Genomic DNA, 20368 nt, shown 5'->3' on the forward strand with positions numbered 1-20368 from the left:
CAGGTGTCTACAATGAGTCAAAGTCAAGTCGTATCGTTCAGGGCTTCCGGTCACTTCCTGAACTGGATAGAAGCTCAGAAACTAGATGGTGAGTCGGTGAGTCAAGCTGCACAACGCATTCTTAAGGAAGTATCAGGCACGTCTACAACGCTGTCTACACCAAGCGACACTAACGCGCCGTCTACAGTGTCTACAGATTTGTCTACACGAAGCAATGATAGCGTCGTGTCTACAGACATTGTAGACATTGTAGACAAAGTTGTAAGTTCAAGCCTTGACCCGGTGATGGAACGGATGGCCGCCATTGAGGAACGGCTGGGAAAATTGAGTGCCTGAGTGACGGCAACGATGAATCACTCAGGCAGGAATTGAAAGCAGCCAACAAGCAACTTGCAGAATGGGACAAGGAACTGAATCAGTTACACGAGCGCAACGGCGATTTGGGGCTGAAGGTTCAGATGCTGGAGCAAGAGCTCAAGGAAGCGCGGCGCGATCGGGAAGAAAATAAAAACTCGGCTCCGACCGTCGCAAAATTTCCAGAGCCGGCCGACTTGCTCAACCAGTTGAAAGCGCGGCGCAAAAAGTCCGGCGCAAACTTGGCAGATATGGAGGCAGTTTTGGAGATACTTGGAACAGATGGGAGCGAAATTTGAGCGGAAAATAGGACTGTCGGTAATACAATTAACCTGAAACCCTTACTCCGCAAAAGACATAGAAAGTGAGCACGGAGGGATTTGAACCCCCGACCCTCAGGACCGGAACCTGATGCTCTATCCACTGAGCTACGTGCCCTCGACTTTCTAGAGTATAACACGTCTTGCGGAAAATGGCGAGTGCGATCGCAAATTTCCTGAGCTGTCTCCAAACCGCTTGAGCCATGCGGGTTAAACTCGCCCGCGCGATCGGGTATCAGGCAGTTCTCGAAGCCAGAGACTGCAAATTCTACCTAAATGGTGACAATAATACGACAATGGGTAAAATAATAGACTTTAATCGAGCAAACATTAGGTTCACATTCGATCGCCGTCGAGCATCTACCACAGCTAAAATAGGCCGCATCAATTCCCCCTAGCTAATCGGCAGGAAATAAAGGCGGCTGCTGTTAAGACCGGTTGTGCAAATACGGTTCTAGACTAAGTTCATCCAACCTCTCAATTTTATGGTTTCTAAAATTTTAGACAAATTACCGCTGCGAACTGTTCTCATAGTTCCATTTGTACTGCAAATAGTGGGAGCCGTGGGACTCGTCGGATATCTGTCTTTTAGAAACGGACAAAAAGCAGTTAATAACCTTGCCAGTCAGTTAATGAGCGAGGTGAGTTTGCGTGTCGAGCAAAACCTCCAAGTTTACCTGACAACTCCCCATCAAATCAATCAAACCAAGCTGGATGCTGTCAAGCTCGGCTTGTTAAAGATGGAAAACTTATCAGCTTGGGAGAAATATCTTTGGCGACAAGTACAATTATATCCATATATCAATTTTACCTCGGTTGGCAACGAGAAGGGAGATTATAGATCCGGTGAACAACTTTCTAACGGCTCCCGAACGATGAATGTGATAGACACATCTACTGGGTTAAATTTTAATTCTTACAATACGAACGAGCGAGGCGATCGCACTACAGTTACCACCCTTGCCAAAAACTATGATAATCGGCAACATCCTGCGTACAAAAAAGCCGTAGAAGTCGGCAAACCCACTTGGAGTTCGGTTTATGTTTCCTTACTAGAACCGACATTACTTATCAGTGCTCTCCAACCCGTATACAGCGACATAAATCAGCTAGAAGGAGTATTATTTGCTGCTTTGCGTCTCGACCATATTGGAAGATTTCTCAACAGTCTCAAAGTGGGCAAATCCGGTCAAACATTTATTGTCGATCGCCAGGGTACTTTGTTAGCAACTTCCACAACAGAAAAACCGTTTCGTACTAAAGGTAATGAAAGACAATTGTTTAAAATGGAAGAAAGCAGCAACCATTTTACTCAAGCGACAGCTAAATATTTGACTGCAAAGTTTAAAAAATTAGACCAAATTAAAAGACCAGAGTTATTGAGCTTTGAAATAGATGACAAGCGACAATTTTTAAAAGTCCTGCCGTTCCAAGACGGCAAAGGTTTAGACTGGCTGATTGTCGTAGTTGTTCCCGAAGCAGATTTTACCAAAGAAATCGATGCCAATACCCACACAGCGGTTTTGCTTTGTTTCGCAGCTTTAGGAGTAGCTGTGGCGATCGGCATTCTGACTTCTCAGTGGGTGACAAATCCTATTTTGAGCTTAAATACAGCCGCCAAAAGTATTGCTAAAGGTGAATGGGACAAAACAGTAGAAAGCGAACGTTCTGATGAATTGGGGGAATTAGCCAAGTCATTTAACAGCATGGCTCAACAACTGCAACAATCTTTTGAAACTTTAGAACAGCGAGTGCAAGAGCGGACGGCAGAATTGGCTATAGCTAAAGACAAAGCGGAAGTAGCGAACCAAGCTAAAAGCACATTTCTTGCTAATATGAGCCACGAATTGCGATCGCCTCTCAATGCAATTCTCGGCTTTTCCCAACTGATGACTCGCAGCCAAACTCTATCCCCAGAACATCAAGAAAATATTAGCATAATTAGCAGCAGCGGAGAACACCTGCTCACCCTGATTAATAACGTGCTAGATTTATCTAAAATTGAATCGGGGCGCACCACCCTAAATCCCAAAAAATTCGACCTCTATCGCCTGCTAAACGACTTGGAAGATATGTTTAAAATCAAAGCTGCTGACAAGCAGTTGCAGTTAGTTTTTGAGCGCAGTCTCGAAGTGCCACAATACGTAGAAACTGACGAGTTGAAATTGCGGCAAATCTTAATTAATCTGCTCAATAACTCTCTTAAATTTACCGAGAAGGGCGGTGTATGGGTCCGAGTTAGCAAGCAGTCGTCAGGCATAAATCAGCAGGCAGAAGGGGGAAAAGTTGATGATCCTGAACCATCAACAAATACAGAAATTACCCCAAGTAATGGTCTTAAGATATCTCAAGTTAGTCAGTCGGAAAATCAGATTTTTGTACCCCAAAATGACGAGGTGGCTTCTGCCTCTTCCTTCTTCCTCCATTTTGAAGTCGAAGATACTGGCCCCGGTATTGCTACCAATGAATTAGATGATATTTTTGAAGCTTTCGTGCAAACTAAGACAGGTAAAGATTCGCAAGAAGGTACAGGCTTGGGATTGCCAATCAGCCGCAAATTTGTGGAATTAATGGGCGGCGAAATGAGCGTCTCTTCTGCTGTTGGCAAGGGAACTAATTTTAAGTTTGACATTCAAGTTAGTGGGGTCAATGCGCCTGATATTGAAAGCGCAAAACCGACCCGCAATGTTATTGCCCTGGCACCAAACCAAAACACCTATCGAATTTTGATAGTAGACGACAAACCGCTAAATCGCCAATTGTTAATTAAAATCCTCCAGTCTCTGGGTTTTGAACTAAAAGAAGCTAATAACGGTCAAGAAGCTATTGAGATTTGGGAGAGTTGGGAACCGCATCTAATTTGGATGGACATCAGAATGCCTGTGATGGACGGCTACGAAGCTACGAAATACATTAAAAGCACTATTAAAGGTGAAGCTACTGCGATTATTGCGCTGACAGCGAGTGTTTTGGAGGAAGAACGGGCAGTTATTTTATCGGCGGGCTGCGATGCTTTTATGAGGAAGCCTTTCCGGGAAGCCGATATTTTTGATGCTATGCACAAACATATCGGAGTGCGCTATATTTATGAAGAGCCTGGTCAAACTAATTTATCGGCAATCAAAGAGGGCGATCGCGCAATGAGTGCGGCTGATTTCGTGAAATTGCCTGATGCACTGGTAGCTGGTTTAAAGCTAGCGATACTCAATGCAGATATGGATTTAATTGATAGCTCGATCGAGCAAATTCGATTAAAGGATGCAGTAACGGCCGGTGCGATCGCAAATTGTATAGAAAATTTTGAGTACGACAAAGTTTTAAATTTAATCTCGGAAGCAATATCCCATGAATAACGACATTCCTAGCACCGATCGCGGTAATATTTTAGTAGTTGACGACACCCCAGCTAATTTGCGGCTGCTAGCCGGAATTTTGAATGGCAAGGGCTATAAAGTGCGCCCCGTACCTAGCGGCGATTTAGCGCTTTCGGCGGCAAAAGGTATGCCTCCCGATTTGATTTTGCTGGATATTATGATGCCCGAAATGAATGGATATGAAGTTTGCGAAAAAATCAAAGCCGATCAACGAACTTGCGACATCCCGGTGATTTTTATTAGCGCGGTTAATGACGTACTAGATAAGGTCAAAGCATTTGCTGTGGGCGGGGTAGATTATATTACCAAGCCCTTTCAGGTGGAAGAGGTTCTAGTGAGGGTAGAAACCCATTTAGCAATCTGCCAGTTGCGAAAAAAACTCCAACAGAAAAACAATGAACTTACAGTTACTTTACACCAACTGCAAGCTACTCAGAATCAATTAGTGCAATCAGAAAAAATGGCGGCATTAGGGCAACTGATTGCGGGCATTGCTCACGAAATTAATACGCCATTGGGGGCGATTCGATCGTCTATTGGAAATATTACCAGCTTTTTGGATAATAATCTTGAAAGTTTGCCAGTTTTTTTTAAAGAACTATCAACCGAACGCCAGCAGGATTTCGTGAGTTTGATGTACAGTTCCAGCAAACAAACTTACTCTTTATCTACGCGAGAAAAACGGGGATTGAAAAAAGGCGTGAAGCAGCAACTAGAGTCGGAAGGGATTGAAAATGCTGACAGCCTTGCTAGCATTTTAGTCAATATCGGATTGCAGGAAAATCTGCAAGAATTCTTGCCGTTGCTCAAAGACCCTGACAGCGAAAATATTATAAAAACGGCCTACGACTTTGCTAGCATTCACAGAAGCGCCCGAACCATCGCTACCGCTACTGAACGGGCCGCAAAAGTCGTCTTTGCTCTGAAAAATTATGCGCGTTACGATGTAAATGGAGAAAAAATACAGGTGAATATTACGGAGGGAATTGAAACTGTATTAACTCTTTATCAAAACCAAATCAAGCAGGGTGTGGAAGTTGTCAGAAACTATCAAGCTCAATTGCCGGCGGTACTGTGTTATCCCGATGAACTCAATCAAGTTTGGACAAATTTAATTCACAATGCCTTACAAGCGATGGACAATCACGGAACTTTAACAATTGACGCGGTACAGCAAGATACCAGCGTCTTGGTAAAAATTATTGACAGCGGTAAGGGGATTCAACCGGAGATTATTCCGAAAATTTTTGAGCCGTTTTTTACTACAAAACCTGCGGGAGAAGGCAGCGGGTTGGGACTGGATATTGTCAAAAAAATAATTGAAAAACATCAGGGTCAAATTGATGTGGAGTCCGTACCCGGTAAAACTGCATTTACAGTATCTTTGCCGATTAATGTAACAGAGTAGGTAAAGCGCCCCTGAGTGAAGTCGGGGGCTAAAAATTTGCCGTCTACCCGCGCGGAATGTAGAAGTTGGAAAACGGTGTGCTTACCCATCGGGGTTCACCCTCCCAAACTAAAGAAGGAAACTAGCGATGTCTAAACCAGCAATTTTGTGTGTTGACGATGAATTAGGGGTGTTGGAAAGTCTGGAAATTGAACTGCAACAGGCATTTAACGGTAAATATCTTTGCGAATTTGCTGAAAGTGCTGCCGAAGCCCTGGAGATTATTGAAGAGCTATATGAAGCTGAGGTTAAGATTCTAGTGATTGTCTCTGATTGGTTGATGCCCGGAATGAAAGGAGATGAGTTGCTGATTAAAATCCATCACAAATATCCGCAAATTGTGAAAGTGATGCTGACGGGGCAAGCAGACAAAGAAGCAATCGAACGAGCCAAAATTCAAGCCAATCTTCATGCTTTTATACAAAAACCTTGGCAAAGTCAAGAATTAATTGCAGCGATTAAGTCTGGTCTAGCAAATTTATGAAAAAACCAGTCATTATTTGTGTCGATGATGAGCAGACTATACTCGATAGTCTGGAAATAGACCTGCTAAAAGCCTTTGAAGATAAATATTTAATTGAAACGGCCCAAAGCGGCGAAGAAGCTTTAGAGCTGCTGGCAGAACTTTTAGCAGAACAGTATGAAGTTCCTGTGGTTATTTCCGACCATATCATGCCTAATATGAAAGGAGATGAACTCTTAAGAAACGTTCATGCCATCTCGCCGAACACTCTCAAGATTATGCTGACGGGGCAGGCTGATTTGGAGGCGGTAACCAATGCTATTAACTATGCTAAATTGTACCGATACATATCTAAGCCTTGGCAAGGTGATGACTTAAAATTAACTGTGACTGAGGCAATATACAGATATTTTCAAGATAAACAATTAGCTGAAAAACAAAGAGAACTTCAAGAGATGAATCAGGAGCTGGCAAAATTAAATCGCCAGCAAGCGATCCTGATTGCCCAACTCCACGAAAACGAAAGTCGGTTGACGCAATACCTGGAAGCTATGCCGTTAGGGGTGTGCGTGCTTGATGCGAACGGTCAATCTTTTTACGCAAATCAGAAGGCACGGGAGGTATTTGGCAAAGGCAGTGTGCCGCCTATTAATTCGGAGCAGAATGCAGCAATTTATCAATTCTATAAAACCGGAACTAATCAAAGATGGCCCGTGGAAGAATTGCCAATAATGCGGGCGCTTCGGGGCGAAAATGTGCGGACTGAGGCTGTAGAAATTCGGACTGGCGACAAGATTATTCCTGTAGAGAGTTGGGCAACTCCAATTTATGATTCTACAGGCGACATTTCCTCTGCGATTATTGCTTTTAGTGACATAACTGAACGCAAGGAAGCTGAAGCGGCGCTAATTCAAGCTGAAGAGAAGTATCGCGGCCTATTTGAAAATGCTCTCGAAGGTATTTTTCAGACGACGCCGGACGGACTATTTATCAGTGCGAATCCTGCTCTGGCGGAAATGTACGGCTACGATTCCCCGTCCGAACTGATAGAAAGTATTCATGATATTCAGCAGCAATTGTACGTGGAACCGAACCGCCGTCAACAGTTTCTGGCGCTCATGAAACAGCACGGTACTCTGTGTGAGTTTGAGTCTCAGGTTTACTGTCGAGATGGCAGCATTATCTGGATTTCTGAGTATGCGCGCACAGTTTATGATGCTAACGGTGAAGTGCTTTACTACCAGGGTTTTGCTAAGGATATTAGTTTGCAAAGAGAGGTGGAAGTGGAACGAATCAGGTTTACTACTGATTTAGAAAAAGCTTTGGCAGCCGAAGAAAAGTTAAACGAGGCACTGTCAGAAAACGAAAGCCGATTGACTCAATTCCTGGAAGCGATGCCGGTGGGAATATTTGTTGTGGAGGGTAACGGTCAACCTTTTTACATGAATTCTTGGGGCGAAAGGATACTAGCCCAAGGTTTAATTTTTGATGGGGATACTGACCAATTTCCTGAAGCTTATCATTTTTACGACGCTCGAACTAATCAATTGTACCCGAGGGATAGCCAACCGATTGTTCGGGCGTTGCGGGGAGAATTTGTGCGTATGGACGATCTAGAAATTCGTGGGTCGGATCGGATTGTGCCGATCGAGGTTTGGGCGACTCCAATCTACGACGAACGGAAAAACATAGTTTACGCGCTCGCCGCTTTTCAAGACATCACGGAACGTCTAGAGGTAGAAACCGAGCGCCGCCAATTCACAGACGATTTGGAAAAAGCTTTAGCAGCGGAAGAAAAATTAACAGATGCTTACGGGCGGTTTGTACCGCACGAATTTCTCCACTTTCTGGGATATGAAAGTATTCTGGAAGTAAAATTAGGCGATCAGGTACAGAAAGAAATGTCGGTGCTGTTTTCAGATATTCGCGATTTCACTTCTCTTTCTGAAACGATGAGCCCTGAAGAAAATTTTCAATTTATTAATGGTTATTTGTCGCGAATGGAACCGGCAATTACTGGGAATTTTGGTTTTATTGATAAATACATTGGCGATGCGATTATGGCGCTGTTTGATGGCAGTGCGGACGATGCTGTGAAAGCTGGAATTGCTATGCTAGAACAGCTTAACGAGTATAATATGAGTCGCAATCGACCCGATCGCCCGCCGCTGCAAATTGGCATAGGAATCAATACGGGTTCTTTGATGTTAGGCACGGTTGGCGGCCAAAGTCGGATGGACAGCACGGTGATTAGCGATGCGGTAAACTTAGCCTCCCGCGTGGAAACTTTGACGAAAGAGTATGGAGTTTCGATGTTAATTACTCACAATACTTTTATACACTTGAACGATATTTATGATTTGAGGTTGATCGATCGCGTATCAGTTAAAGGCAAATCGCGGATGGTAACAGTTTATGAAGTGTTTGCCGCCGATCCGCCAGAGTTACGACAGAAAAAGTTAGAGACAAAGACAATCTTTGAGCAAGCTTTGGTACTCTACTATAGTGACAACTGGGGCGAAGCTATAAGATTGTTTTCGGCCTGCTTGGAAATCAACCCTAATGATAAGGTAGCTCAAATTTATATGCAGCGGTGTCTGAAAGGAGCGATCGCTCCTGCATAATACCATTTTATATCATGTCCGATCGATTGACCATAATATCCCGGCCGGGCGGGTTTTTGAGATGGTCAATTATTGGCAGATATTGTTGGTGAACCCGCCCCTACCTGATTTGGGTAATCGACCGGACATGATATTAGAGTTTAGATTTGAGAATTGGCAATGATTTATTCCATAAGGGTTGGGAGTTTGCCTACAGTTGTATTCTTTTTGGAAACTGAATAATCATTGTTTAGACAGGCAGGGAAACGCAAACTATGGTTTCTTGCTGCGGCAAACTTTCTATTTTAAATTCTCCTCCGTGCAATTCTACAAGGCGTTGAACAATAGCCAGGCCCAATCCCAAACCTGCTTGTTGGTAAAGTTTGCGATCGAACTGCCTGTAAGCTTCTAGCTGTGCAATCTGATCGGCAGTCAGGCCGCGGCCTTGGTCTTTGACAGACAGAATAAAAGTCTGATTTTCGACCAAACTGCTTAATAAAACAGGCGTTCCTTCTAAAGAAAATTTGAAGGCATTGTCCAATAGTTCTTCAACAATTTTTGCGAGTCTGACAGAATCAATAGCAACCGACGAATCTTGCAAGTTTAATTGTAAATCGTCTGTTCTATTCGCGTGTTTTGCTTGCTGTCGCGCTTTTTGACTCAGCAAAGATTTTACACAGCTAAATTCGCTGTTTCGCATCTCCTTGAGCCGTTCGGGATTTGTGGCTGCTATCTCCAGTTCTGCATACAGCAAAAAGTTCTGAATTAGCCGATACAAGCGATGACCCGAAGTTTGAATTTGACCGATCATCTCTAAGATATCTGATTCCTCTAAGACCTGATATTCTGACAGAATTAGCTCAGAAAAACCCAGAATTGCATTCAAAGGAGTCCGCAATTCGTGGGGCAGTGACATACTAATATTAGTGCGTAATTCGTCTAGCGTCTTTTGAGATTGTCGGCTAATTGTTTTTTGTTTTTCAAGTCTAATAGCAATGGCTTTTAGCAGTTCTTGCGGCGTACAGGGCTTAGTAATGTAATCGTCCGCTCCCAGTTCCATGCCCGTGCGAACGTCAACTTTATCGGCTTTGGCTGTGAGGAAAATAAACGGAATTGTGGCAGTCAAGGGTTCGGAGCGCAAAGCTTTGATGACGCCGTGACCGTCTACTTCCGGCATCATCATGTCGCACAAAATTAAATCCGGGATTTTTTCGATCGCCAATTTGATGCCGACTTTGCCATTAATTGCTCCTATTCCTTCAAAATTCTCGGCTTCCAGCAACTCTAAAATATTTTCTCTAATCGCTTCTTCGTCTTCTATTACCAAAATCTTAGCCACGGTGATAGCTCCTTTTAGTTAGTAGTTGGTTGGAAAAATCTGGGTTCAGACACTTGATAAGTTTGTTGGTTATGCGCTTAATTAATCGTTAAATCGCGGATATATATAGTTGATAATTCAGTTGTTATTGACTGGGAGGGCAAATTAGAGGCAAGGTAATAGTGAAAGTTGTGCCTTTTCCTTCTTGGCTGTCGATCGCAAGTTGGCCGCCGTGAAGTTCCACAGCCCTCTTCACAATTGCTAAACCGAGACCGGTTCCCGAAATAGTGCCGACATTTGTAGCTCGGTAAAAAGTTTCTAATATCCGCTCTCGATCGGCTTGGGGAATGCCGATGCCCTGGTCTTGAACTTGGAAAACAGCGTCTTTGTTTTGACAGTTGAGGTGCAAGGAAACTGTACTGCCGACGGGGGAATATTTGATGGCATTTGAGAGGACATTTCCCAAGATTTGCTGCAGCAGTTTTTCATCCATTTGAGCATCGCAGTTGTCGCCTTCATATTGAAAGGCGATCGGGTGTTGGTTGCTGTCGTTGAGCTGCTGCTCTTCTACCAGTTGACGGCAAAATTTTTCGAGGTTTAAGGAAACCGGTTGAAACTGCAAGGTATTGGCTTCGATTTTGCCAATTACGAGGATATCTTCTAATAACTCTGTCATGCGTTTAATTGCTAATTGAATCCGCACAAAATGAGTAGATTTTTTCTCTTGGGGCCACTGAGAGCTGTAATCTTGCAGCAATCCCGCCGAAAATTGGATGGTTGTCAAAGGTGTGCGGAACTCGTGGGAAACCATTGTGACAAATTTAGCTCGCAGTTGTGAAAGTTCCTTTTCTCGTGCCAGGGCTTTGAGAATTTCCGCTTCTGCTCGTTTGCGATCGCTAATGTCACGGGCTTCGGCAATCAGCAGCAAAACTTGTCCTGTTTCATTTTTAACAGGTTTCAGTGAGAAATCAACTGTCATAATTTGGCCACTTTTGCCTAACAAGTCGATTTCGCTGCGGAAAAACTCGCCACGACTTGCTTTGCCGATCGCCGATTGCAATTGTTCGGAAACCTGTGGCGACTGGGCCCAAATCGCCATTTCCCAAATCGGGCGGCCCACAATACCCTCCGATCGCAATCCGGCAAAATCAAGGGCTGTCTCGTTCACTTCCAGCACAATTCCTTCGGGAGTCAGCAGCTTCGTTAGCTGAAACGACGAGTCAAAAATCGCCCGAAAGCGGCGCTCGCTTTCCCGCAGCATTTGAAATGTTTGAGATCGTTCGATCGCGTAGCGGATCGTCCGCACTAATAATTGAGTAGTAATTTGACCTTTAACAATATAGTCTTGAGCTCCCAAGCGAACTGATTCTAGGGCGATCGCCTCATCGTCCAAGCCTGTCATTACCACCATTGGCACATCAGGAGCAACTTCCCGCAGGCGAGTTAGCGTTTCCAAACCGCGGCTGTCTGGCAAAGAAAGGTCGAGCAAAACTACATCAAAGGGTTGTTTACACAGTTGGGCGATCGCCTCATGCAGGAACTCAACAGACACCAGTTCCCACTGGACGCCCACAGATACTTCTAACAGTTCTGCAAGCAAATCAGCATCAGCAGGATTGTCTTCTACTAACAGAATCTTAATCCACATAGCTTAGACGTTTTTGACTGTAAAATTTTTACTCTACCAATTTTAGGTTAAACTTTTTTGCTTTCCCTTACCATTTTCAACTTGAAAATTATTATTTGGGAACTGTCACCACCACCAGCCACCAATCCTCAATCCATCTCACCAGCTTAGCGACTTGACTAAAATCGATAGGCTTAGTGATGTAGCACCGGGCTGACAGGGCATAAAACTTGAGCATCTCTTCATCGGCTGCTGAGGTTGTCATAATTACCACCGGAATCATTTTTAACTTGAGTGCTGAGTAGATTTTTATCCATATTTATCACCGTTTTTTGAGGCAAACTTAAGTTAAGCAGAATTAAATTAGGAGGAAAACGCGAACAGACAAGCCTTCTTTATTCAAGAATTATATTCCTGATACCATATCTTCTACTCTTATGCAAATTGTTAAAGCTTGGCTGATCGCCAGCTTTTATAAAGTCCATTCAGCCTCGCTGAGCAAATCATCCACCAGCAGAATTTCCATAGGTTAAAAATTTTTAGAGCGCTCATAAGCAAAGCATTTGTTCGTTTAATTTAGAGGAAGTTTGACGACTGCCAGCCAGAAGTCCTCAATTAACCTGACTACCTTAGTAAATTCTACGAAGTCTACTGGCTTGGTTATGTAACAGTTGGCGTGGAGGGAGTATGACTTAAAAATATCTTCGGGAGCTGCTGAAGTGCTGAGAATCACTACAGGAATTAATTTTAAGGTTGGGTCACTTTTAATTTCTTCTAGCACTTCAATACCGCTTTTTTTCGGCAGATGCAAATCGAGCAAAATCAAATCGGGACGAGGTACCCTGAGATAGGGTTCTTTTCGGCGCAAAAACTTGATTGCTTCGACTCCATCCTCCACAAAATGCAAGTTATTCAATATTTTACCCTGATTGAGGACTTCTATTGCCAAATCGGCATCGCTGGGAGAATCCTCAATCAGCAGAATCTCTATAGGTCTAACAGTGCTTCGATCGCTCATAACCGGCGTATCCTTTAAAGTATAAAAACAAAATTGAATTTTGAGGCTTCAGGTACTAATTATAGGAATAGTGAAGTAAAACGTCGCTCCTTTTCCCTCTTGAGATTCCACCCAAATGCGCCCGCCGTGGCGTTCAACAATGCGCTTGCACATCGCCAAACCTATACCAGTACCGGAATATTGGCGGCGGGAGTGCAGGCGTTGAAAAATGATGAAAATGCGATCGGCATACTGCGGATCGATGCCAATGCCGTTATCGCGGACACTGAACACCCATTCGCTCTCTTGCCGGCAGGCAGCGATATGAATCAACGGGATATCTTGGCGACAAAATTTGATGCTGTTGGCGAGCAAATTTTGGAATAATTGCACCAGTTGAAATTCATCCGCCATCACAGTTGGCATCGCGTCGCAGGTGATTACAGCTTTTGTTTCGGCGATCGCAATTTGCAAATTGCACATAGTTTGCTTAACCACAGCCTTGCAGTCCGCCTGCTCAAACTCCTGACCCCTCGTTCCCAGGCGCGAATACGCCAACAAATCGTTAATTAGCTGCTGCATTCTGGTGGCGCCATCGACAATATAATGAATATACTTATCTGCGCGATCGTCCAAATTTCCTTGATAGCGCTGGGCCAGCAATTGAGTGTAACTGGTAATGGCTCGGAGCGGTTCTTGCAAATCGTGGGAAGCCACATAAGCAAATTGTTCTAATTCCTCGTTGGAACGCTTCAAATCTTCTGTCAGTTGCAGCAGTTGCTGCTCTGCTTCTTTGCGGCTTGTAATGTTGTAAACCAAGGCGCAACAAGACAGCAGATTACCCTGGGAGTCCATGACTGAACTGGTAGACATATCAGTCCAAATATCTTTGCCGTCCTTGGTTTTGAATTTAAATTCGTGTTGTTCAGCAATACCTTGCTTGCGCCGATCGACATTATCAATAGCTTGTGGTTTTTCCGGTGCGTCCATGAAATCAAAAATCGACCGCCCGAACATTTCTACTTCACTATAGCCTAGCATTCGCGCCATTGCGTTGTTCACGTAAGTCGTGAGGCCATTTCTGTCAATTACCCAAATACCTTCTTTTGCTAATTCAACTATTTGCCTGTACTTGAATTCGCTTTCCTGCAAAGCAGTTTCAGTTAGTTTGCGCTCAGTGATATCTTTCATAAAACAGTGGTGGCCGTTAAATATCCCCTGTGCGTCGCAAGCTTTTACCATCGTTAATTGCTTATAAAAAAACGAGCTATTTTTTCGGACTCCTCTAGCTTCAACTTCTACTTTGCCAGAAATTAGCATTTCCTGATAAGCTGAGAGCATCATCTCAACATCGCCCGGATGTACGGTAAGCTGCCATTTCATGCCAAGCATTTGTTCCGGTTCGTAACCGCATTTATGAGCGTAAGCTCGGTTAACCTTCACGTAGCGCCCCTCAATATCCAGCCGCGAAATGCCTTCCACCGCATTTTGCATGGCATTGGTGAGGTCACGCAGCTCTTTTTCAGCTTGTTTGCGATCGCTAATATCCTGACCGATACCCAAAAAACCGTTAATATTTCCGTTACTATCAAATAAGGCAGTCACCGACAGCAGTACCGGAAACCGCGAACCATCTTTGCGAATGTAAGTCCATTCATTTTCGTCAGCGATTTTCCGGCGCGGCAAGGCAACAAAGGCTTCAATTCCCGGCTCTATTTTCACTCCCAATTCTTGAGAAAGAACTTCAGCTCTTTGAGCGACCTCCAGAGGATCGTGAATTATTTCTACCGTGACTTTCCCCACCACTTCTTCTAGCGAATAACCTAAAAGTTGCTCTGCCGCCCGATTAAATGTTTTAATTGTACCGTCGGGATCTGTAGAAATAATTGTGTAGTTAGCGCTATTAAGAATTGCATTTTGCAGTTGCGTCAATTCCAACAAAGTGAGCGCAATTTTTTCGCGGTAAGCTATTTCTTTTTGCAATTTGTGGTTAGAAATTTCGATTTGAGCCGTGCGCTCAGCAACTCGATGCTCCAGAGTTTCATTGAGCCGTCGATTTTCCTCTTCTACCTGCTTGCGTTCTGTAATATCAGTAATAGTACCAACATAACTTTTTATCTCCCCATTTTCTCCGATTTGACCGACAATTTGACCGAGTATCCAACTGATTTTAGTGTTATTAATGTCTAGAAAGCGGTACTCAGATTTAAACGGCAATTTCTGCTGCACGGCGCTATACCATTGAGAAAAAACCCGATCGCGGTCGTCTGGATGAATGCCTTGCAACCACCCTTTGCCCAAAGCTTCATCACAGGTAATTCCCGAAATTTGACACCAGCGCTCGTTGACATACAAGCAGTCTCCTCCAGCATCTGCATAAAATATTCCCACCGGCGAAGCTTCAGTTAAAGTTTGATAGCGAGCTTCCGTTTCTCGACGTTCAATGATTTCTTTTTGCAGTATTGAATCGATCATCCCTAATTGAGTTGGACTCAGGAGAGTTAATGCTTGGGGAACGAAAGGAATTAATGCAAATGCGGTGTAACCAGAAATTGCGGCGGTAATAATTTTCAGACTGCCAGAAACCCAATAAACAGGATGCCAAAGCGTCCAAACTTCCATTATATGAGTAGTGCCGCAAGAGATAATAAAGGCTGCAAGCAGCCAAAAGATGTTGCGGAAGGGCAAGTCTTTTCGCTGACCGATAAAATAATAAATTAACGAGAGGGGTATTGAATAGTAGGCCAGGGCAATTATAGAGTCTGACACTATGTGGAGCGCGACTAGCTCTCGCTGCCAAAGGTAACAGTAGCCTTGAGGAATATAATTGCCGGTGAATAACAACTGATTTAAAAAATTCCAAATCATAAACGGAATGGCAAATGGGGAAGGAGTAATTTAAGGCAATAACTTATAACTTATCTTAACTCTCTAAAATATACTGTTCTGGAGGCACGGGGGGCTAAAAACCCGGTTTCTTCATAAATGCCTCGTTGCCAAACCGAATATTGTTGTAGAAACGGGTTTTTCTTCGGTAAGTCTTAACTACCAGCCGGGAAGTCCCTCGGTATATTTAGAGGGGATTAATCTGAGCGCAGCGCGAAGTACCCCGAATAAATTACTCTTTGGGATGAAAGGCTCGTCGGGTGTAGGTACGGAAACCGACAATTATTCTTTTATACCCCTTGATGCTCTGGAAATACTCTGATACTATATTAGCAAGTGGGGGTGGAACTACCTCACTATAAAAAGCCTTTGAAAAAAAGGAAAAAGAAGCCTCCGGTCTAACTGTACTCTGTTGACCGTCAGGTTTGTTCACTATAGCAATTCTCAATGATTCGCGAGCTGTAGCGAGCTCTAGGTTAGGTATAACTCATATGTTGCACCATTCTCAATCCTTTTATGGACAGGCAAGATGCCTGTTCCACAAGAGATGAATTTTCTTGTGGAACAGGCATCTTGCCTGTTCCTGACAATGGTGCAAGATGTGAGGTATGACCAAGTGAAACCCTAGATGCCGATTTGAGATTTTAGATTTTAGCTTTTCCTTTCTTCTTCCTTATCTTCTAAATAACTAAAGCCTTCTTCCATCAATCCGTTACATCTGTTACATCCGTCGAGCGAATCCGTTGCCGAACTTCCTTCTTCTATAAAAAATGGGGCGAGCTCCAAGCCCGCCCCACCAAAAATTATGCTGCTGCTATTAGCCCAACAGCGCCTGAGCCTTAGCTACCACATTATCAACGGTGTAGCCAAACTTTTCTAAAGCAACGGGGCCCGGTGCAGAAGCGCCGAATGTGTCGATGCTGATGCTGTCGCCTTCGGAACCCAAATAACGTCCCCAGCCGAAGCTACAAGCTGCTTCAACTGCCAACCGTTTAGTAACAGCTTTCGGCAGTACAGATTCGCGGTAAGCGGCATCTTGTAAGTCGAACAATTCCCAGCAAGGCATCGAAACTACGCGCACTTTATTACCTGCGGCGCGCAATTTTTCAGCGGCATCAACGCAGAGGTATGTTTCGCCGCCGGTGCCGATTAAAATGATGTCGGGAGTGCCGCCGTCGTCGGACAAAATGTAAGCGCCTTTGGCTGTTCCTTCGATCGAACTTCCAGCCAAATTGGGCAAGTTTTGGCGCGACAAAGCCATTAAAGTTGGGCGAGTGCGGCTTTCAACTGCCACTTTGTAAGCGCCGGATGTTTCGTTACCATCCGCAGGGCGCATTACCAACAAGTCTGGAATTACGCGCAGAGAAGCGATGGTTTCTACCGGTTGGTGAGTGGGGCCGTCTTCGCCCAAAGCTACGGAGTCGTGAGTCATTACATAAATAACTCCAGCTTCCGAGAGTGCAGAGAGGCGAATTGCTCCCCGCATATAGTCAGCAAATACCAAGAAAGTAGCGCAGTAAGGAATTAAACCGCCGTGCAACAGCATACCGTTGGCGATCGCACCCATGCCGTGTTCCCGCACACCAAAGCGCAGGTTACGTCCTTCGTACTGACCTTTTTGGAAGTCTTTTTCACCCTTAAGCAAAGTCATGTTGGAAGATGCCAAGTCAGCGGAACCGCCGATCAATTCAGGTAGAACACCTGCCAAAGCATTCAAACATTTTCCAGAATGATTCCGAGTCGAATCTGCCTTATCTTCCGGGTTGTATGTCGGCAAAACTTTATCCCAACCTTCGGGAAGTTTGCCGGCAACGCTGCGCTCATATTCAGCAGCTTCTGCAGGATATGCTGCTTTATAAGCATCAAAAGCTTTCTGCCATTCTTGCTCAGCTTGAGCACCGCGATCGACTGCTTTGCGGAAGTGTGACAAAGCATCATCAGGAATCTCAAACGGTGCGTGTTCCCACTTCAAGAAATCGCGAGTTGCTTTCACTTCATCGGTACCCAAAGCAGCACCGTGAGAACTGTAAGAATTGCGCTTGTTAGGAGAACCGTAACCAATAACTGTGCGGACTTTAATCATGGACGGTTTGTCCGTGACTTTTTTGGCTTCTTCAATAGCTTTGTGAACTGCTTCTAGGTTAGTATCTTCGTCTAGAGCGGTATTGTCTACTGTAATAACGTGCCAGTTGTAAGCTTCAAAACGCTTGCCCACATCTTCAGTAAAGGCCAAGCTGGTGTCGCCTTCAATAGAAATGTGATTGTCATCGTACAAGGCAATTAATTTGCCGAGTCCCAGGTGTCCGGCCAAAGAACAAGCTTCGCCAGAAATGCCTTCCATGTGGCACCCGTCACCCATGATGACATAGGTGTAGTGGTCAACAATTTTATGGTCGGGCTTGTTAAACTTGGCAGCGAGGTGAGCTTCTGCCATTGCCAAACCGACGGCATTAGCAATTCCTTGTCCGAGGGGGCCGGTGGTAACTTCTACGCCTTCGGTGACGAAGTTTTCGGGGTGTCCAGGAGTTTTGGATTCCCACTGACGAAATTGCTTGATGTCGTCGAGGGTGACGCTATCGTAGCCGGTCAAGTACATGAGGGCGTACTGTAGCATACAGCCGTGGCCGGCGGAGAGGACGAAGCGATCGCGATTAAACCACTTGGGGTTTTTGGGGTTGAACCGCATGAACCGATCCCACAGCACGAAGGCCATAGGGGCAGCGCCCATAGGCAGTCCCGGGTGTCCTGATTTTGCTTTTTCTACCGCATCGATGGCCAGAAAGCGGATAGAGTTGATGCAGAGTTCTTCGAGTGATTGGGTTGCAACAGCCATAATTCTGGTTTTTATATGTAAGAGAGAGTGTGTGTGGTCGATTCTGACAGAGGAGCGATGAGTCGAGTTCGATCGCTCGCGTTTCTGCTGTTCAGTTTCTGTGGAACTGCCGTGAGGCTGCACTACATATCATCTCACCTGTTGCGATCGACAGACAACTTAATTTTTTAATGTTTCGGCCGCTTTGTGCAGTCGATCGCAAATTGTTGTCTGCTGACTGTTGACTGTTGACTGTTGGGGAGAGGGAGTAGGAGGGATGGAGAGGATAGAAGACTTCCGTCAGGATTAAAACCTTACTGACCTTCCGCATCTGTCGATCGCCAGTGTGTCTAGATTATCTGACAAATTGGTCTATGTTGACCAGTTATGATAGAGTTTGGTGTTTCTGACATTTTGCAGCTCGATGGCGAACAGGCAAGATGCCTGTTCCACAAAGAGTGAATTTTCTTGTGGGGCGTTGCTTTGAGCAACGCCCGATCGCACGATCGCCAGAATAGTGCAAGATGTCAGATATTTGTAATTTTAATCAGGCAATAACTAATGACTCTCAGTGAAGCCGAAGTCCGCAGTCAAAAAGTAGACGAACTGCGATCGCAAGGCATAGAACCGTATCCCAGTGAATCCTACGCGCGATCGCACACAGCCCAACAAGTTCGCGAAATATTTAGTCAGCCGGGAAAAGAACTCGCAAACGGAGAAAGTGACCCCGAAGAAATTTCCCTGCGATTAGCCGGCCGCATCACTTCCAAGCGAGACAGCGGCAAAATTGGTTTCATCGATTTAAAAGACGCCACAGACAAGATTCAACTCAAAATCGAGAAAGCAATCGTCACAGGCGAAGTCGGTTTGAGCTTTGAACAAATTAAAAAATTGCTCGATGTCGGCGATTTTGTCGGCGTCGAAGGTATCGGCTGCCGCACCCCCAGGGGAGAACTTTCTATTTTAGTGAGGGAATTAAAGCTTTTATCAAAAGCTACTATTCAATTTCCCGATTCTTATTACGGAATTAACGACCCCGAAGTTTGCCGCCGTCACCGCGAAATGGATTTGGCAAGCAACCAAGATGCGCTCAACCGTTTTATGCTGCGAAGCCGCATCGTTCAAAGCATCCGTTCCTATCTCTGGCAAGCCGATTTTTACGAAATAGAAACGCCAACACTGCAAGCTATTTACGGCGGTGCTGCTGCTAAGCCATTCATCACTCACCACAATGCTTTAGAGGTGGATTTGTATTTGCGAGTGGCTCCCGAATTATTCTTAAAAAGAGCAATTTGCGGCGGTTTCGAGCGAGTATTTGAACTAGGGAAAGCATTTAGAAATGAGGGCATTGACAGCACCCACAATCCAGAGTTTACATCTTTGGAAGTTTACCAAGCTTATGCTGATGTTTTCGATATTTTAGGAGTTGTCGAAGACGTGATGTGTTTCGCGGCGGCGGCGGTATTTGGGGATGTCAAAGAAATTGAAAACCAGGGGGAAACGATTAGTTTAGAACGCAAGTTCGACTACAGCGAAAAATATCCCGGTTTCAGCGGGAAACACTGGCAAGTGAAAACGATGGTAGAAGCTGTCAGAGACGAGTTTGAGCTGGATTTTGACAGTTTGGACTTGGAAAGTGCGATCGCCTCTGCAACCAAGCTAGAATTGCACCTGTCTAAGTTAGAACAACAGAGTTTAGGCTACGTGCTCTATGCAGTTTTTGACAAATTAGTTGTTCCCAAACTCATTCAACCTACATTCATCATCGACTACCCTGTCGAAGTCAGTCCCTTAGCAAAAGGCCATCGCAGCAAGCCGGGATTTGTAGAACGTTTCGAGCTGTTTATCAACGGTACAGAATACTCGAATGGATTCTCAGAATTAAACGATCCGAAAGAGCAAAGAAAGCGGTTTGAGGAACAGTTGGCGCAGAAAAATGCGGGCGATGACGAAGCGCATCCAATGGATGAAGACTTTATTCAAGCGCTATCTTTGGGAATGCCTAATTGTGCGGGAATGGGTATCGGTGTAGACAGATTGGTGATGCTTTTAACTAATACTCAAAGCATCCGAGATGCCGTCATGTTCCCGACAATGCGGCCGGTTAAAGATTGATTCGTAAAATCTGGTAGGGGCGGGTTCACCAATAACATTTAATTCCCACAAA

Annotated in this window: 14 protein-coding genes and 1 tRNA gene; 7 read left to right on the plus strand and 8 right to left on the minus strand. The window is 44.7% G+C overall.

Annotated features, from left to right (window positions below; all coding sequences use genetic code 11):
* Nucleotides 1-12 precede the first annotated feature (12 nt).
* Together QUB04_RS11495 and QUB04_RS11500 are read left to right on the plus strand one after the other, a co-directional pair.
* A complete protein-coding gene (locus QUB04_RS11495) occupies nt 13-336 on the plus strand; it encodes a hypothetical protein (RefSeq protein WP_333284258.1) in 324 nt (107 codons plus the stop codon).
* Nucleotides 337-368: 32 nt separating this feature from the next.
* Nucleotides 369-653 carry a flagellar alpha dynein gene (locus tag QUB04_RS11500; protein WP_333284260.1) on the plus strand — a complete coding sequence of 95 codons (285 nt, stop codon included), beginning with the start codon at nt 369-371 and terminating at the stop codon, nt 651-653.
* A 66-nt stretch (nt 654-719) separates the two neighbouring features.
* Here the strand turns inward: QUB04_RS11500 and QUB04_RS11505 are convergent.
* Nucleotides 720-792: transfer RNA gene (locus QUB04_RS11505), tRNA-Arg, on the minus strand.
* Between the two features lie 367 nt (nt 793-1159).
* On the opposite strand from QUB04_RS11505, the gene QUB04_RS11510 reads away from it, so the two are divergent.
* The 4 genes from QUB04_RS11510 to QUB04_RS11525 all read left to right on the plus strand — a co-directional run bounded on the left by QUB04_RS11510 (nt 1160) and on the right by QUB04_RS11525 (nt 8582).
* Nucleotides 1160-4027: an ATP-binding protein gene (locus QUB04_RS11510; RefSeq protein WP_333284263.1), complete on the plus strand. Its 2868-nt coding sequence runs from the start codon at nt 1160-1162 to the stop codon at nt 4025-4027.
* On the plus strand, nt 4020-5456 hold the full coding sequence (locus QUB04_RS11515) for a response regulator (RefSeq protein ID WP_333284265.1): 1437 nt from the start codon (nt 4020-4022) through the stop codon (nt 5454-5456). The genes QUB04_RS11510 and QUB04_RS11515 overlap by 8 nt, the downstream gene beginning before the upstream one ends.
* Before the next feature lie 127 nt (nt 5457-5583).
* Complete coding sequence (locus QUB04_RS11520) at nt 5584-5979, plus strand: response regulator (RefSeq protein ID WP_333284267.1); 396 nt, start codon at nt 5584-5586, stop codon at nt 5977-5979.
* Complete coding sequence (locus QUB04_RS11525) at nt 5976-8582, plus strand: PAS domain S-box protein (RefSeq protein WP_333284269.1); 2607 nt, start codon at nt 5976-5978, stop codon at nt 8580-8582. The genes QUB04_RS11520 and QUB04_RS11525 overlap by 4 nt, the downstream gene beginning before the upstream one ends.
* Before the next feature lie 229 nt (nt 8583-8811).
* Here QUB04_RS11525 and QUB04_RS11530 read toward each other — a convergent pair whose 3' ends face one another.
* The 7 genes from QUB04_RS11530 to tkt all read right to left on the minus strand — a co-directional run bounded on the left by QUB04_RS11530 (nt 8812) and on the right by tkt (nt 18222).
* Nucleotides 8812-9900, minus strand: a complete 1089-nt coding sequence (locus QUB04_RS11530) for a response regulator (protein WP_333284271.1) — start codon at nt 9898-9900, stop codon at nt 8812-8814.
* A 124-nt stretch (nt 9901-10024) separates the two neighbouring features.
* Nucleotides 10025-11527, minus strand: coding sequence for an ATP-binding protein (locus QUB04_RS11535; protein WP_333284272.1), 1503 nt, complete (start codon nt 11525-11527; stop codon nt 10025-10027).
* A gap of 91 nt (nt 11528-11618) precedes the next feature.
* Nucleotides 11619-11771 (minus strand): hypothetical protein, encoded by a 153-nt coding sequence (locus QUB04_RS11540; RefSeq protein WP_333155876.1) that lies wholly within the window; start codon nt 11769-11771, stop codon nt 11619-11621.
* A gap of 306 nt (nt 11772-12077) precedes the next feature.
* Entirely contained in the window at nt 12078-12524 is a 447-nt protein-coding gene (locus QUB04_RS11545) for a response regulator (RefSeq protein ID WP_333284274.1), read from the minus strand.
* 48 nt (nt 12525-12572) lie between these two features.
* Complete coding sequence (locus QUB04_RS11550; protein ID WP_333284276.1) at nt 12573-15371, minus strand: PAS domain S-box protein; 2799 nt, start codon at nt 15369-15371, stop codon at nt 12573-12575.
* A gap of 669 nt (nt 15372-16040) precedes the next feature.
* A complete protein-coding gene (locus QUB04_RS11555; protein WP_333284278.1) occupies nt 16041-16175 on the minus strand; it encodes a hypothetical protein in 135 nt (44 codons plus the stop codon).
* A 31-nt stretch (nt 16176-16206) separates the two neighbouring features.
* Nucleotides 16207-18222: a transketolase gene (tkt, locus tag QUB04_RS11560; protein ID WP_333284280.1), complete on the minus strand. Its 2016-nt coding sequence runs from the start codon at nt 18220-18222 to the stop codon at nt 16207-16209.
* Between the two features lie 540 nt (nt 18223-18762).
* Between tkt and lysS the strand changes: the two genes are divergently transcribed.
* Complete coding sequence (gene lysS / locus QUB04_RS11565; RefSeq protein ID WP_333284282.1) at nt 18763-20316, plus strand: lysine--tRNA ligase; 1554 nt, start codon at nt 18763-18765, stop codon at nt 20314-20316.
* The last annotated feature ends 52 nt before the right edge of the window (nt 20317-20368 follow it).

This window comes from Microcoleus sp. D2_18a_B4, assembly GCF_036702475.1.
Lineage (GTDB): Bacteria > Cyanobacteriota > Cyanobacteriia > Cyanobacteriales > Microcoleaceae > Microcoleus.

Coding starts and splice junctions, on each gene's coding strand:
- QUB04_RS11495 (WP_333284258.1), top strand. CDS start 13: ATGAGTCAAAGTCAAGTCGTATCGTTCAGGGCTTCCGGTCACTTCCTG.
- QUB04_RS11550 (WP_333284276.1), bottom strand. CDS start 15,371: ATGATTTGGAATTTTTTAAATCAGTTGTTATTCACCGGCAATTATATT.
- QUB04_RS11510 (WP_333284263.1), top strand. CDS start 1,160: ATGGTTTCTAAAATTTTAGACAAATTACCGCTGCGAACTGTTCTCATA.
- QUB04_RS11525 (WP_333284269.1), top strand. CDS start 5,976: ATGAAAAAACCAGTCATTATTTGTGTCGATGATGAGCAGACTATACTC.
- QUB04_RS11535 (WP_333284272.1), bottom strand. CDS start 11,527: ATGTGGATTAAGATTCTGTTAGTAGAAGACAATCCTGCTGATGCTGAT.
- lysS (WP_333284282.1), top strand. CDS start 18,763: ATGACTCTCAGTGAAGCCGAAGTCCGCAGTCAAAAAGTAGACGAACTG.
- QUB04_RS11540 (WP_333155876.1), bottom strand. CDS start 11,771: ATGACAACCTCAGCAGCCGATGAAGAGATGCTCAAGTTTTATGCCCTG.
- QUB04_RS11545 (WP_333284274.1), bottom strand. CDS start 12,524: ATGAGCGATCGAAGCACTGTTAGACCTATAGAGATTCTGCTGATTGAG.
- QUB04_RS11520 (WP_333284267.1), top strand. CDS start 5,584: ATGTCTAAACCAGCAATTTTGTGTGTTGACGATGAATTAGGGGTGTTG.
- QUB04_RS11515 (WP_333284265.1), top strand. CDS start 4,020: ATGAATAACGACATTCCTAGCACCGATCGCGGTAATATTTTAGTAGTT.
- tkt (WP_333284280.1), bottom strand. CDS start 18,222: ATGGCTGTTGCAACCCAATCACTCGAAGAACTCTGCATCAACTCTATC.